Genomic DNA, 14,011 nt, shown 5'->3' on the forward strand with positions numbered 1-14,011 from the left:
CCCATAGCATCAGGTTACGCCTGGGGACCGCTGTGCACACCCCTCCCGGGACGGGCCTGCCCAGCTACGAAGGAACTACGGTTCCGGCGCCGCCGTCGACCGTTATCTGTTGGCCGGTGGTAAGCCGCAGGGTGGCATCCGGGACGCCCACCACCGCCGGGATTCCATACTCCCGGGCCACCACGGCGCCGTGGGAGTTGGGGCCGCCCATCTCCATGACCAGTCCGCCGGCCGTGAGGAACAGCGGCGTCCAGCCGGGGTCGGTGGACGGTGCCACAAGGATCTCGCCCGGTTCCAGGTGGGCACCCACCGGGTCCAGGATGACGCGGGCCGGTGCCGTGACGGTTCCGGCCGACGCCGGGCTCCCTGTCAGGGTTCCAGGCGCCGCGGACCCTTCGGCGGTGCCCGCAGGCTGCAGGGCCTCGGGTTCGGTGCCGTCGGAGAGCAGCAACCGGGGCACATGGCGCCGTTCCAGCTCGGCGGCGTATGCCTCCCGACGATCGGTCACCAGGCCGCGCAGGTCAGGAGGTCCTTTTCCGCGTTCTCCGCCCGGTCCCCCAACTGCGCCCTTCAGGAGGCCGGCCCTGGCTTCGTCCAGGTTCAGGAAGAAGACATCATCAGGCGCAGCCACAGCGCCGGCGGCGACGAGCGCCTCGCCCACCAGGCCCAATTGTTTCCGCACCTCGGCAAGCCCCACCACCAGCTGGAACTTGGGCAATTCGCGCAGGCCGGCGAACAGCCGCGTCCGCCGCAGCGCAGCCCGGACCACGGCACCGCGCAGCCGGCCCCGCGACCGGGCATCCGCCACCAAGCTCTTCACCTGGGCTTCTGCCTCCTCGGCGGCGTTGCTGAACTGGACATCCGGCGCCATGGCGTCAGCGTCAAGGCGCAGATAGTTGGTCAGGACGCCCATGATGTGTGTGGGATCGTCGGACCAGCGCGGCATCCCGACGTCGATCTCGGCCACGGCGCGGTGCCCGTACTGGCCCATAAACCGCGCCAGCCCTGCCTGCAGTTCCGCAGGCAACTGGCCTGCCTTGAAGTCGGCGGCCAGTTCGGCGGGTTTCCGGCCCGTCACGGCGGCGCGGGAGCCGCCGTCGTTCTTAATCACTTGGGCGAGGCGCCACAGTTCCAGGTCCATTTCGGTGGTCACGTTGTTGGGCAGCCCGCGGAGTACCACCTGCAGGTCATCCCACCGGCCACCGCCCAGCAGCTTCCCCGCCAGCGCCAGTGAGGCGAAACCCAGCGCCGGGAGGGGCAGGATGGACGGCACCACCGAAAAAAGGCGGGCACCAAGGACGTGTTCAGCATGGTCGAGCCGCTGCAGCGGAGTGGCGCCGGCAGGAAGCTGGAGCGAGTCCCCGAACTCGCGCGCTTTGCGGTTCGCCCGGCGGAGCGCCGCGTCCGGCCGTAAGGCCGCCCGGAACAGTGTCTCCGGCACCCGGGCATGCGCTGCAGCCGGCAACACGTGGCGCAGCAGGCCCAGCGGCGTCCGCCGGGTCACGGAAAAGCGCGGGTCCTCGAAGACCCTCCGCAGCACCGTGGCTGAGCGCGCTTCCATCACGTCGAAGACCCTGGGCACGATCCGCCGGCCAGTGGTGCTGCGGGCAACAGCCGTCAGGTCAAAGTACATCCGCTGGCCCGCCTCAGCGTACAGCGGCGGTCCGTTGCGTGGCTGCGGCACGTCGAACTGCGCGGCGCGGGCCACCGATGATGCGATCAGCCGGAACGCTGCCAGGCCCATCGGAGTAATGGGGCGGGTGAGGCCCTGCGCCAGGCTGAAGCAGAGGTACACCCGGGCGCCGTTCACCTCCGCGCGTTTGGCAGAGCTGCCGGCCCTACCGGCAGTCCGCTGGGGCACCGGGAACAGTGTGGTGATGGGCCGCGACTGCGTCAGCCACAGGCGCCCGCTGCCGTCGATGGCCCATTCGATATCCTGCGGCGCTCCGAAGTGTTGCTCCACGCGGTGGCCAAGGGCGGCAAGTTCTGCTGCCTGCTGGTCCGTCAGGCATGCAGTGGCGCCGCCGTTGCTGACCGCCTCGGTCCGGGTTCCGCCGCCCAGGATCGGCCGGACGGCGATGCGCTTATCGCCGAGACGCCGCTCCAGGATCCGGCCTGTGACGGGATCAACCACAAAGTGGTCCGGGTTCACGGCCCCGGACACCACCGCCTCCCCCAGCCCCGGGCTGGCATCAATAACCGCCTGCTGCCGGCGGTTGGTCAGCGGGTTCGCCGTGAATAGTACGCCGGCTGCCGTGGCATCCACCATCCGCTGGACCACAACGGCCAGCGCCACCGCGGCCGGATCAATTCCCCGGGTGGCCCGGTAACTGACAGCGCGGTCAGTCCACAGCGAAGCCCAGCATTTGCGCACAGCCTCCACCACGGCGGCAGCACCCACCACGTTGAGGTAGGTGTCCTGCTGCCCGGCGAAGCTCGCGGACGGAAGATCTTCGGCAGTGGCCGAGGACCTCACTGCCACCGGGACATCGTGCCCGAGCGCTGAGTAGGCCGTCTCGATGGCAGCGGCTATGGCCGCCGGGACGGGCGCGGCCCGGATGACATCCCGGGCCTGGCCGGCCAGCGCAGCCAAGGCGGGCAGGTCGCCGTCGGCAGTGTTTTTCAGGGCCTGGTGGACGCCGGCGAGTGGGCCGGCTCCGCCGTTCCCGTCACCGCCACTACCGTTACCGCCACTACCAGCGTCGCCAGCGCCAGCCTCACCGCCACCGGCGGTAGCTTGGCGGTAGGCCGCCGTCGTGAGGCAAAAGCCGTCCGGCACCGGCATTCCCGCGGACAGCAGCTCCCCGAGGTTAGCGGCTTTGCCACCCACGAGGGGAACCATGGCGGCGCTGACGGCCTCCAATCCGAGGATCGGGGACCGTCCGCCGTCGTCAGGCACTTTCACGCCTCCTGCAGCAAGGGGGTCGTCCGTCAGGCCGCGCCGAGAATGGGTCCGAACTTCGCCCGGTCCGCCAGCCGGGGATCATCGCGGTCCGGTACTACCAGAACCGGCCCCTTGGTGTGGTGCAGGACCCCGCCGGACGTGGAACCCAGCAGCATGCCGGTGAAGCCGCCACGGCCGCGGGTGCCAACCACCACGAGTTCCGCATGCCTGCTGGCGTCCACCAGGACATCCACGGCCGAGCCGTCTTTCACTTCCGACTCCACACGGAGGTTGGGGTAATGGCTCCGCAGCCAGGCCTTCCCGGCTTCCAGCTGGTTCTCAATGTCCTCGAACAGGGCCTTGCGGTCCATCGGCGCAGGAACCCAGGCCAGGGATCCGCTGAACTGCGGTACGGCGCAGATCACGCGCAGGGTTGCCCCGAGCCGTTCGGCCTGGTCTGCGGCCTCCAGCACGGCGACGCGCGCCTGCTCGGAGCCGTCCACGCCTACCACCACAACGTTGTCGACCTGCTTGTGCCCTTCCTTGGCCTGTTCGGCCCGGATGCGCTTGTCCTCGGTAGTTTCGCCCAGCCGGTCTGAACAGACCAGGGGCACGGTGACGGTGGGGCACTTGGCGTGGGCGGGAAGTGCGCTGCTCACTGAGCCCAGCAGGCGGCCCACAAATCCGCCGCGGCCGCGGGTCCCGAACACCAGCAGCTCCGCCGTTTCCGACATTTCCAGCAGCACACCCGAGGCGTCGCCATTCTCCACGGAGGCATCGACGTCGATGCTGTAGCTGGAAACCTTTTCCATCGCCTGCTGGATGATCGCTTCCGCACCCTCGCGGATCACGGAATCATCCACCGTGGCGTAACCGCCGTCCAGCCCGGACGCGGCGAAGATAGGCACTGAATATGCGGTGACGATGTGCAACGGCCGACGGCGGCGTTCAGCCTCCCGGGCTGCCCACACCAGCGCGCACTGGCCGTGGTCGGATCCGTCCACGCCCACCACTATTCCCCGGGGAGCAGCGGAATTGGCCGTGTTCTCCCATTCCGGGTCCGGTTGCATCTCATGTGCGCCCATCGGGCCGCCTCCTCGCGATACTGCCTTATGTTCCGGCCATTCTGCCAGAAGATGAGCGCTCCGCCCGCACCCGCTGCCCGGACATCGAAGCTGGTCAGGAACGCCCTGCCTCCATTTATCACTATTGTCGGTCCGCGGACACTTAGCAAGCCACCGGGGCCCCTGAGAGAGAGTTATCCACAGCCCTTGGCAACCGGAACGGCAACCGTATCCATCGTTAAGGGGAATGTTTCGTTTTGGGCTATCCCCCGTCACCAATCTTCTGTAGTCTTCGAGGCACTGCCGGTCCGTTGATGCCCTCTGCAAGGGTGTATCGCGGGCCGGTGTTGCGGCCGGACTTTGGGGGTAACGGGACGCATGCAGGGCGACGACGCCTGCATCATCCGAATGCCTTCAAAGGAGGAGAACTGTAGTGTCAACCATGCCTGTGACTGGCGGGACCGAGCGGACCACCACGGTGATCATAGGCACCGGGCTCTCCGGCCTCGCCGTCGGCGCAGAACTGCGCCGACGCGGCGTGGACGCCATCGTGGTGGACGGGCTGGACATCCTGGGTGCCGGGCAACCGGCCAATACAACTTCACTGCAGCGCTGCGACGCAGCAGACTCCGACTCCCTCCGGGAACGCAACGAGATCCTCCGGCACCTGCGCAACTATGCCGCCAGCCACCATATGGATGTCCGCAACACCACCCGGGCCGTTCAGCTCACCATGGTGGGCGGCGTACCCGGCACACCGGCCACTGCCGCACCCGGGGAGCCCCCGGCCCTCCAATGGGAAGTCCATACCCCTAACGGAATCCTGCTTGCTGACCACATCGTGCTGACCCGCTGCGCGCACAGCCAGCTCCGGCGCATGCTCAGCGACTTCGGCATCACCGTCGGCCGGAACCTGGTGGCAGCCATGCGGAAGATCGGCATCTACCTCGTAGGCGTGGGTGAACTTATTACGCCCTCACCCAAGGAAGTGCTGCGGCAGGCAAAAACCGTAGGCCAGGCCATCTCTTCCAAGGTCTACCCGGAGTCCGGCCCGGCCGGTTGGGCGGGGAGTTCCGCCGTCTAGGACTCCTCAGTGTCCTCGTCGTCGCTGCCGGCCGTCAGGCGGCGTTTCGCGAGGATCCCGATGGTCACGAGCAGGCCCAGAGCCACCGCGGCAAAGATCACCAGGCTCCACGGAAACGGTTCAGACGCGTCAGCTGCTGGTTCCGGTGCCGCCGTGGTTCCCGGCTGGGCGGTTCCCATCCCCGGAACGCCCGCGGACGCCGTCGGGCTCGCCGTTGTTCCGGGCGTTGAAACGCCCGACGTCGATGCCCCCGCCGCCGCGGCAGTGGCCGTAAAGCCGAACGTCCCCTCAATCGGATGGGAATCCGAGCTGACGACGCGCCAGGCCACGGTGTAAGCCCCCGCGGGTGCGCCGGCCTTCAGCTTCTGGGACGCAACGTTATCCACGATCTCAACTGCACCGTCGGCCCACTCGGAACCGCCGGCGTCCTTGACCGAAAACTGCGCGCCGATGCCCAACGGGTTCTTGTTGAACGTGACGGACACCTGCTCCGGCGGCGACGCCACGGTGGCGCCCTGGGCCGGACTGCTGGATTCAGCGGCATCGTGCGCCACGGCCGGGGCAGAGAACCCCAGCAGCGCGGCGGCCACAACGAAGATCCCCAGCAGGGCACTCAGCAACTGGCGGCGGATGGATCGCATGGGTGGACTGCTCCCTTAAAGTTGACCGGTGTCTTCCTTTCAGCCTAGCCGCTGCGCTGACCGCCTTCCCCGGGCGTCCCGGCTAAGTCGCCACGTACGCTGCGAGGTGCTTGCCGGTGAGCGTGGACTTCGCGGCCACAAGTTCAGCCGGAGTCCCCTCGAAAACCACCTTGCCGCCGTCGTGCCCTGCGCCGGGGCCGAGATCGATGATCCAGTCAGCGTGCGCCATGACTGCCTGGTGGTGCTCAATAACGATCACTGATTTGCCCGAGTCGACCAGGCGGTCCAGGAGGCCCAGCAGGTTCTCCACATCGGCCAGGTGGAGGCCGGTGGTCGGTTCGTCGAGAACGTAGACGTCGCCCTTCTCCGCCATCTGCGTGGCCAGCTTCACGCGCTGGCGCTCGCCGCCGGACAGCGTGGTGAGCGGCTGCCCGAGCGTCAGGTACCCGAGGCCAACGTCCACGAGCCGGTCAAGGATCTTGTGGGCCGCGGGCGTGCGGGCTTCCCCTTCGCTGAAGAAGACCTCCGCCTCGGTCATCGACATGGACAGGACCTCAGAGATGTTGTGCCCGCCCAGTTTGTATTCCAGGACCGATGCCTGGAAGCGGCGGCCCTCGCAGTCCTCACAGGTGGACTCGACGGTGGCCATCACGCCCAGTTCGGTGAAAATGACGCCCGCGCCGTTGCAGGTGGGGCAGGCCCCTTCCGAGTTGGAGCTGAACAGCGCCGGCTTGACGCCGTTGGCCTTGGCGAATGCCTTCCTGATCGGCTCGAGCAGGCCGGTGTATGTGGCGGGGTTGCTGCGTCGCGACCCCTTGATGGCGCCCTGGTCAATCACCACCACACCCTCGCGGCCTGCCACCGAGCCGTGGATCAGTGAGCTCTTGCCCGACCCCGCGACGCCAGTGACCACGCACAGCACGCCGAGCGGAACATCGACGTCGACGTTCTGGAGATTGTGCGTGGACGCCCCGCGCACCTCAAGGGCGCCCGAGGGCTTGCGAACGGATTCCCTGACGGCGGCCCGGTCATCGAGGTGGCGTCCCGTGATGGTGTCGCTGGCCCGCAGGCCGTCCACGCTGCCCTCAAAGCAGACGCTGCCACCCTGCGTGCCGGCGCCCGGCCCGAGGTCAACCACATGGTCGGCGATGGCAATGGTCTCAGGCTTGTGCTCAACAACCAGTACGGTGTTGCCCTTGTCGCGAAGCTGCAGCAGGAGCTGGTTCATCCGCTCGATGTCGTGCGGGTGGAGTCCGATGGTCGGCTCGTCAAAGACATAGGTGACGTCGGTGAGGGACGAGCCAAGGTGCCGGATCATCTTGGTGCGCTGTGCCTCGCCGCCGGAGAGGGTGCCGGCGGGCCGGTCCAGGGAGAGGTATCCCAGCCCGATTTCTGCGAACGAGTCCAGCAGGTGCTGCAGGCCCTTGAGGAGGGGCGCAACCGACGGTTCGTTGAGGTCGCGGACCCAGCCGGCGAGGTCGGTGATCTGCATTTGGCACAGGTCGGCGATGTTTTTGCCCTGGATCTTCGAAGACCTGGCCTCCGCGCTGAGCCGTGTGCCCTCGCACTCGGGGCAGGCCTGGAAGGTGATGGCACGCTCCACAAAAGCCCTGATGTGGGGCTGCATCGCTTCGACGTCCTTGGAGAGCATCGACTTCTGGATCTTCGGAATCAGGCCCTCGTAGGTGAGGTTGATGCCTTCGACCTTGATCTTGGTGGGCTCCTTGTACAGGAGGTCGTGCATTTCCTTCTTGGTGTACTTGGCGATGGGCTTGTCCATGTTAAAGCCGGCGCCGCTGAAGATCCGGCCGTACCAGCCGTCCATGCTGTAGCCGGGAACGGTCAGGGCACCCTCGGCAAGCGATTTGCTGTCGTCGAACAATGCGGTGAGGTCGAAGTCGGAGACGGATCCCATGCCTTCGCAGCGGGGGCACATGCCGCCCAGGTAGACAGCGTTCTGCACCACGCTCTTGTCCACCCGGCCGCCGGCCTTCTCTGTGCTCATCACACCGCTGGCCTTGCGGGTGGGGACGTTGAAGGAGAACGCCGTGGGCGGGCCCACCTGCGGGGAACCGAGGCGGCTGAAGAGGATCCGGAGCATGGCGTTGGCGTCGGTGGCAGTTCCCACCGTGGAGCGGGGGTTTGCGCCCATCCGCTCCTGGTCAACGATGATCGCCGTGGTCAGTCCCTCCAGGCGGTCCACCTCGGGCCTGGACAGATTCGGCATAAAGCCCTGCACAAAGGCGCTGTAGGTCTCGTTGATCATCCGCTGCGACTCCGCGGCGATGGTGGCAAACACAAGGGAGCTCTTGCCCGAGCCGGAGACACCCGTAAACACGGTCAGCCGCCGTTTGGGGATCTCGATGCTGATGTCCTTGAGGTTGTTCTCCCGGGCGCCCTGCACACTGATGAGATCGTGACTGTCGGCAACGTGGGCCGTAGGGAGTTGCTCGTCCGTGGTGGTGGCAGTGGTCATCGTGTCTCCATCATTTGCGCGTTGTGAAGTTCCTGACAGTCATTCTAGGCTCGGGCCCGCGAGCGCCTGCCGCGGCATACGGCCGGGCTGTGACGGCGCCCACCTTGTCCCGGCCCCAGGCCCGCCGCCCTTTAGGATTCAAGTATCCCCACAACACTTTCCCCGGAGGACTAATGCTTAAGCAAGGCTCTGCCCTGGACCGGTACTTCAAGATTTCCGAGCGAGGGTCCAACCTCTCCCGGGAAATCCGCGGCGGCTTTGCGACGTTCTTCGCCATGAGCTACATCGTGGTGCTGAACCCGCTGATCCTCTCCGGGCCCGACTCCAGCGGCAATACCCTTGGCTTCCCCGCTGTAGCCGCCGTGACGGCGTTTGTGGCGGGTATCCTCACCATCCTGATGGGCGCTTGGGGCCGCCACCCGTTTGCGCTGGCCGCGGGCCTCGGCGTCAACGCGTTTGTGGCCGTCACCGTGGCCACCAACCCTGGCCTGACCTGGCCGGACATGATGGGTCTGGTGGTCATCTCCGGCGTGACCATGCTGATCCTGGTCCTGACGGGTTTCCGGACCGCCGTCTTCAAAGCCGTGCCGGACGGGCTCAAGACCGCCATTGTGGTGGGCATCGGCATGTTCATCGCCCTGATCGGGCTGGTCAACGCCGGCTTTGTACGCCGCATCCCCGACGTTGCCGGCACCACGGTCCCCGTCAGCCTGGGTTATGACGGCAAACTTCTCGGCTGGCCGACGGCGGTATTCGTCTTCGGGCTGATCCTCACCATCGCCCTGGTGGTCCGCAAGGTCAAGGGCGCCATCCTGATCGGCATCGTCACCTCCACCGTCATTTCCGTGATCCTGGAACTGACCCTGCGTATTGGCCCCAGCGTTTCCGACGGCCCCTACAACCCGCAGGGCTGGTCCCTGGTGACGCCGTCCTTCTCCGGCTGGGCCGCCCCTGACCTGTCCCTGATCGGCAAAGCGAACCCCTTCGGCGCCTTCGAGCACCTGGGCTTTGTGGCCGCCACGCTGCTGGCCTTTGTGATCCTGCTGAGCATCTTCTTTGACGCCATGGGCACCATGGTTGGCTTGGCCAACGAGGCGGGCACCGTGGACAAGGACGGCAACATTCCGGATGTGGACCGCGTGCTGCAGGTGGACGCCCTGGGCGCCATCGTGGGCGGCGGTGCGTCCGTCTCCTCGAACCAGATCTACGTTGAGGCCGGCGCCGGAATCGGCGAGGGCGCCCGGACCGGCGTGGCCTCCATCGTCACCGGCCTGCTGTTCCTCGTGGCCATGTTCTTCACCCCGCTGATCAACCTCGTCCCGTTCGAGGCGGTGGCTCCGGCCCTGGTGGTGGTGGGCTTCATGATGGTGTCCCAGGTGGGCAAGATCGACTGGCAGGACTGGGGCATTGCCATCCCGGCCTTCCTCACCTTCACCCTCATGCCGTTCACGTACTCGATCGCCAATGGCCTGGGCGCCGGCTTCATCGCGTATGTCATCATCCGCACGGTCCAGGGCCGGGTCAAGGATGTCCACCCCCTCATGTGGGCCGTGGCCGGGGCGTTCCTGCTGTTCTTCGCCGTGGGACCCATCGAGGCCGCCCTGGGCATGATCTAGGGCCCAAACCGAACGTCTCGGCTGGGCACAGCCGCAGGTCCCGGCTGTTGATTCACGTCCGGGTGCGTTCCGTCCGGGTGCGCACTTACCAGGTGCCGTCCTAAACGGGCGTGGTGGGGGCCTTGCCCTCGTCGCCGGTGTCCGCCATGGCCTTCCGCTCCCGGAGGCGGTCCAGGCGGTTCATCAGGGGCGAGGTGCTGGCCCCATGGATAACTATGGACAGCGCAACCACCAGCCCTACAAAGGACCACAGCCACTGGGCCTCCTCCGTGAATTGACCCTTGCCGAGCGCGTACGCGAGGTAGTACAGCGAGCCGATGCCGCGGATCCCGAAAAAGGACAGGGCAATGCGTTCGCGCGGGCCCGTTTTTCCGCCCAGTAGACCGATCCAGCCCGCGGCCGGCCGCACCACGAGCAGGAACGCCAGCGCGACAAGGAGCTCGGCCCAGCCGATTTCCGACAGGAGCCCGCGGGCAATGGCACCTCCCAGCAGCACCAGGATCACCACGGTCATGAGCCGTTCGAGCTGTTCCACGTAGGAGTGGAGCACGCGGTGGTAGCCGTGGGTATGTTCCGCGGACCTGATGGTGACCGCGCAGACAAACACCGCGATGAACCCGTAGCCTTCCACCATCTCGGTGAGGCCATACGCCAGGAACGTCGCAGCCAGGGCAACGAAACCTTCGGAGTGGTTGGCGAGCCTCAGGCTTTGCTTCTTGGCGGAAAAGAACAGCAGGGCAAGCAACTTGCCGATGCCGAAACCAAGCAGCACTCCAAGGCCCAGCCGCCAAACGACGTCGATCCCAAACCACTGCGGGAACCACGCTGACGGCGCCGCCCCCACCACACTGATGGCGATGGCCAGGTACACAAACGGGAATGCCAGGCCGTCGTTCAGGCCGGCCTCGGAAGTCAGGCCGAACCGGACCTCATCCTCCTGGTTGGCCTCGTTTTCCTCGTCGGCAGGTTCGCCCACCTGCACCTCCGATGCCAGCACCGGGTCTGTGGGCGCCAGGCTGGAGGCCACGAGCAGCGCTGCGCCGAGCCCCAGGCCAAGGAACCACAACCCCATCAGGGTCAGGGCAATAATGCACAACGGCATGGCAATTCCGAGGAGCCGCCAGGTTGTGGACCAGCTGCGGCGCCCCACAGGCCGGTCCAGGGCAAGGCCGGCACCCATCAGGGAGATGATGACGCAGACCTCGGCGAGGTGCAGGGCAAAACCGCTGTGCACGATCGGGTCAGGGTCCGGCAGGCCAGGGATCACGGAGAAGGCCGCCAGCCCGGCGCCCAGGAACACCATGGGCATCGAGAAAGGTGCGTTGCGCAGGAGCTTGGGAAGGACCGCAGCAACAAAAACGGCAGCGCCTGCCGCGGCGAAGAGGATGCTGGGGGCTTCAAACATATGGCTCCGGCCTGCGTCGTTGCCCTGGGGCGCCGCCACTTCGGACACGCCCACGGGGGGGGTTGCTCCACTTTAGCCCCGCGCGTGCGGCCACCACACCAACTGGCGCCGATGGTGGATTCCCTCCGCGTGAGTTCCGGGATTTCAGACAGCACTACGGCGGTCCTGCTCGCTTCGGCGGCGGGCATGCGGTGAGCTTGAGGCATGACCCCCACTGCACCCACCGTTGACGTCCCGCCGCAGCCCTGGACCGGGCGGTTCGACGGCGACGGCGACGAACACCGGCGCTGGTGGCAGGCGGTTTCGCCGTACACGGGCACTAACAACAACAACAACAACAACGGCGGTGCCAGTGCGGTGCCGCCGGAACCCGCGGCATCAACTGAAACAGCCACGTCCCGCCCGGCCATCATCCTCGGCTTTGCCAGCGATGAAGGCGTACGCCGCAACAAGGGCCGGACCGGGGCCGCCCAGGCACCGGCGGCCATCCGCGCTGCCCTCGGCCCGTTGGCCTTTCACCTGGACCGTGCCGTGTCGGACGCCGGCGACATTGTGGTTTCGGACGGCGCCCTCGAGGCTGGCCAGGCCCGCGCCGGGCAGGCGATTACCGCAATGCTCGACGGCGGCAGCCTCACCGTAGTGCTCGGCGGCGGGCACGAAACCGCCTACGCCAGCTATCTGGGGGTGGCAGGGTCTGAAGCAGTACGCGGCGGCCAGCGGCTGGGCGTCCTCAACCTTGACGCCCACTTTGACCTCCGTCAGGAAGCCCTGCCCAGTTCAGGCACGCCGTTCCTCCAGATGGCCGGGGCGGAAGCCGCCGCTGGGCGCGAATTCAGGTACGCCGTCGTCGGGATTTCGGAGCCGAACAGCACCCGGGCACTCTTCACGACGGCGGAGCGGCTGGGCGTGCAGTACCTGCTGGACGAGGACTGCACGGCGGAGCGGGTGGCGGGGTTCGTCGCTCAGTTCGTGGACAGCGTGGACGTCCTCTACCTGACCATCGACCTGGACGTCCTGCCGGCGTCGGTGGCTCCCGGAGTGAGTGCCCCGGCCGCGTATGGAGTGCCCCTGCCGGTGATCAGCGCGGTCTGCCGCCAGGTGGCTGACAGCGGCAAGCTGCTGCACCTCGATGTGGCGGAGCTGAACCCCGAATTCGACATTGACGGGCGGACCGCCAAGGTGGCCGCCCGGCTGGTGAACACTCTGCTTCACTAGGCTGATCCAACCGTATTCGGCGGCGCGGGCGCGGAAAGTAAGTAGGCTGTCTACTGGAGTTCACAGACGCCTAACGGAGGAGCCGGAATGGGGCATCGAGGAAACAGGCTGGCCGCCGTCCTGGCCCTCGCCGCGGTAGTCTCCGTTGCCGGCTGCGGGACGTATCCTGCAGATCCATCCGGCACGCTGGAGCGGGTCGCCGCCGGAACTCTCCGCGTGGGGGCGAGCGAGAACGGCGACTGGGTGAAGTTCTCAGCGGCCTCCGGCGGCGGGCAGGGCACCCAGCCAGCCAGCCCCCGGCCGGATGAGGACGTCCAGGGCACCGAAGCCGAGCTGGTCCGCAGGTTTGCTGCCCGGCTCGGTGCCGAAATCGAGTGGGTGTCCGGGACCGAACACGTGCTGGCGGAAGAGCTCAAGCACGCGGAGCTGGACCTGGTTATCGGCGGCCTCAACGACAAGACACCATGGGCCCAGCACGGCGGACTGACCCGGGTCTACGCGGAATCACGCGACAGCCACGGGGCGCTCCAGAAGCACGTCATGCTGGTGCCCCTCGGCGAAAATGCGTTCCTCCTGGAGCTGGACAAGTTCCTGATGGAAGCCAAGGAGCAGCGATGACCATCCTGAAGGGTGACAGTCCCGCCCGCTTCGGACACACCGAACTCCCGGACGAACAGCAGGCTGCGCTGCGCAAGGCAGTGAAATTCGAGTGGATCACCATCGGCTTCCTGGCTGCCTCCACAGTGCTGGTCTTCGCGGTTCTGGGTAACTCGCAGGCGATGAAGGCAGCGTGGGTGGAGGACCTCCTGTCCTTCCTGCCGCCCATCTCCTTCCTGCTGGCCGCCCGGGTCATCCGCAGGAAGCCCAGCGAGGAGCACCCTTACGGGTTCCATCGTGCCGTCGGAATCGCACACGTGGTGGCCGCCGTCGCCCTGACCGTGATGGGCGCCTACCTGATTGTTGATTCGGGGATCGGCCTGCTGAGCGCCGAGCACCCCACCATCGGCGGCTTCGACTTCTTTGGCCAGACCATCTGGCTGGGCTGGGTGATGATGGCGGCGATGCTCCTCACCGCGGGCCCGCCCATCTACCTGGGCCACGTGAAGATGAAGCTGGCCGAAAAGCTTCACGACAAAGTCCTGTACGCCGACGCGGATATGAACAAGGCGGACTGGATGACCGCCGCAGCAGCAGCGGTGGGCGTGGCCGGCATCGGGCTGGGCTGGTGGTGGGCCGACTACGCTGCGGCGCTGATCATCTCGGGCAGCATCCTGCACGACGGCGTCCGCAACACCCGTGCCGCCGTCTCGGCCCTGATGGACAAGCGGGCCAGGACGTACGACGACGAGGAGCCGCACCCGATCGGGCACCGGCTGGACGAATATCTCTGCGGGCTCGACTGGACCGAGACCGCGCAGTCGAGGATCCGGGACGAAGGCCATGTGTTCCATGTGGAGTCGTTCGTCGTCCCCGCGGGCGGCAGGATGCCCACCCTCGAGCAGCTGGAGGCCGCCCGGAAGGCGTGCATCCAGTTCGACTGGAAGGTCCAGGACATGGTGATCATCCCAGTAGCGGAACTTCCGTCCGAGTTCCTGCCGGGCGTGACCTCCGGCGGCGAACGCTGAC

At 66.9% G+C, this 14,011-nt stretch carries 10 protein-coding genes; 5 read left to right on the forward strand and 5 right to left on the reverse strand.

All coding sequences use genetic code 11. From position 1 onward, the window contains the following. Positions 1-64: 64 nt before the first annotated feature. A complete protein-coding gene (locus J2808_RS05345) occupies positions 65-2,842 on the reverse strand; it encodes a PEP/pyruvate-binding domain-containing protein (protein WP_309814168.1) in 2,778 nt (925 codons plus the stop codon). Between the two features lie 89 nt (positions 2,843-2,931). After that, complete coding sequence (locus J2808_RS05350; protein ID WP_309812788.1) at positions 2,932-3,969, reverse strand: universal stress protein; 1,038 nt, start codon at positions 3,967-3,969, stop codon at positions 2,932-2,934. A 421-nt stretch (positions 3,970-4,390) separates the two neighbouring features. Here J2808_RS05350 and J2808_RS05355 point away from each other — a divergent pair, with 421 nt between their 5' ends. Next, entirely contained in the window at positions 4,391-5,032 is a 642-nt protein-coding gene (locus J2808_RS05355; RefSeq protein ID WP_309814171.1) for an NAD(P)/FAD-dependent oxidoreductase, read from the forward strand. Here the strand turns inward: J2808_RS05355 and J2808_RS05360 are convergent. Then, a complete protein-coding gene (locus tag J2808_RS05360) occupies positions 5,029-5,673 on the reverse strand; it encodes a copper resistance CopC family protein (RefSeq protein WP_309812792.1) in 645 nt (214 codons plus the stop codon). The two genes, J2808_RS05355 and J2808_RS05360, sit on opposite strands and share 4 nt — an antisense overlap. Before the next feature lie 82 nt (positions 5,674-5,755). Further along, complete coding sequence (locus J2808_RS05365) at positions 5,756-8,149, reverse strand: excinuclease ABC subunit UvrA (protein WP_309812793.1); 2,394 nt, start codon at positions 8,147-8,149, stop codon at positions 5,756-5,758. 173 nt (positions 8,150-8,322) lie between these two features. On the opposite strand from J2808_RS05365, the gene J2808_RS05370 reads away from it, so the two are divergent. Further along, positions 8,323-9,765 (forward strand): NCS2 family permease, encoded by a 1,443-nt coding sequence (locus J2808_RS05370; RefSeq protein ID WP_309812796.1) that lies wholly within the window; start codon positions 8,323-8,325, stop codon positions 9,763-9,765. A 100-nt stretch (positions 9,766-9,865) separates the two neighbouring features. Here the strand turns inward: J2808_RS05370 and J2808_RS05375 are convergent, their stop codons facing one another. After that, the gene (locus J2808_RS05375) at positions 9,866-11,170 is read right to left on the reverse strand and encodes a cation:proton antiporter (RefSeq protein WP_309814174.1); all 1,305 of its coding nucleotides are present in this window, start codon (positions 11,168-11,170) and stop codon (positions 9,866-9,868) included. Between the two features lie 204 nt (positions 11,171-11,374). Between J2808_RS05375 and hutG the strand changes: the two genes are divergently transcribed. From hutG to J2808_RS05390, 3 genes are all read left to right on the forward strand, one after another. Then, positions 11,375-12,385, forward strand: a complete 1,011-nt coding sequence (gene hutG, locus J2808_RS05380; protein WP_309812799.1) for a formimidoylglutamase — start codon at positions 11,375-11,377, stop codon at positions 12,383-12,385. 87 nt (positions 12,386-12,472) lie between these two features. Next, positions 12,473-13,003 (forward strand): transporter substrate-binding domain-containing protein, encoded by a 531-nt coding sequence (locus tag J2808_RS05385; protein WP_309812802.1) that lies wholly within the window; start codon positions 12,473-12,475, stop codon positions 13,001-13,003. Beyond that, complete coding sequence (locus J2808_RS05390) at positions 13,000-14,010, forward strand: cation efflux transmembrane domain-containing protein (RefSeq protein WP_309812805.1); 1,011 nt, start codon at positions 13,000-13,002, stop codon at positions 14,008-14,010. Before J2808_RS05385 ends, J2808_RS05390 begins: the two co-directional genes overlap by 4 nt. The last annotated feature ends 1 nt before the right edge of the window (position 14,011 follow it).

Origin of the sequence: Pseudarthrobacter sulfonivorans (genome assembly GCF_031454915.1) — a bacterium.
GTDB lineage: Bacteria > Actinomycetota > Actinomycetes > Actinomycetales > Micrococcaceae > Arthrobacter > Arthrobacter sulfonivorans_C.

What these genes read in the sequence shown, in the direction of transcription:
- J2808_RS05360 (WP_309812792.1), bottom strand. Translation starts at nt 5,673, where the DNA reads ATGCGATCCATCCGCCGCCAGTTGCTGAGTGCCCTGCTGGGGATCTTC.
- J2808_RS05355 (WP_309814171.1), top strand. Translation starts at nt 4,391, where the DNA reads ATGCCTGTGACTGGCGGGACCGAGCGGACCACCACGGTGATCATAGGC.
- J2808_RS05385 (WP_309812802.1), top strand. Translation starts at nt 12,473, where the DNA reads ATGGGGCATCGAGGAAACAGGCTGGCCGCCGTCCTGGCCCTCGCCGCG.
- hutG (WP_309812799.1), top strand. Translation starts at nt 11,375, where the DNA reads ATGACCCCCACTGCACCCACCGTTGACGTCCCGCCGCAGCCCTGGACC.
- J2808_RS05375 (WP_309814174.1), bottom strand. Translation starts at nt 11,170, where the DNA reads ATGTTTGAAGCCCCCAGCATCCTCTTCGCCGCGGCAGGCGCTGCCGTT.
- J2808_RS05365 (WP_309812793.1), bottom strand. Translation starts at nt 8,149, where the DNA reads ATGACCACTGCCACCACCACGGACGAGCAACTCCCTACGGCCCACGTT.
- J2808_RS05345 (WP_309814168.1), bottom strand. Translation starts at nt 2,842, where the DNA reads ATGGTTCCCCTCGTGGGTGGCAAAGCCGCTAACCTCGGGGAGCTGCTG.
- J2808_RS05370 (WP_309812796.1), top strand. Translation starts at nt 8,323, where the DNA reads ATGCTTAAGCAAGGCTCTGCCCTGGACCGGTACTTCAAGATTTCCGAG.
- J2808_RS05390 (WP_309812805.1), top strand. Translation starts at nt 13,000, where the DNA reads ATGACCATCCTGAAGGGTGACAGTCCCGCCCGCTTCGGACACACCGAA.
- J2808_RS05350 (WP_309812788.1), bottom strand. Translation starts at nt 3,969, where the DNA reads ATGGGCGCACATGAGATGCAACCGGACCCGGAATGGGAGAACACGGCC.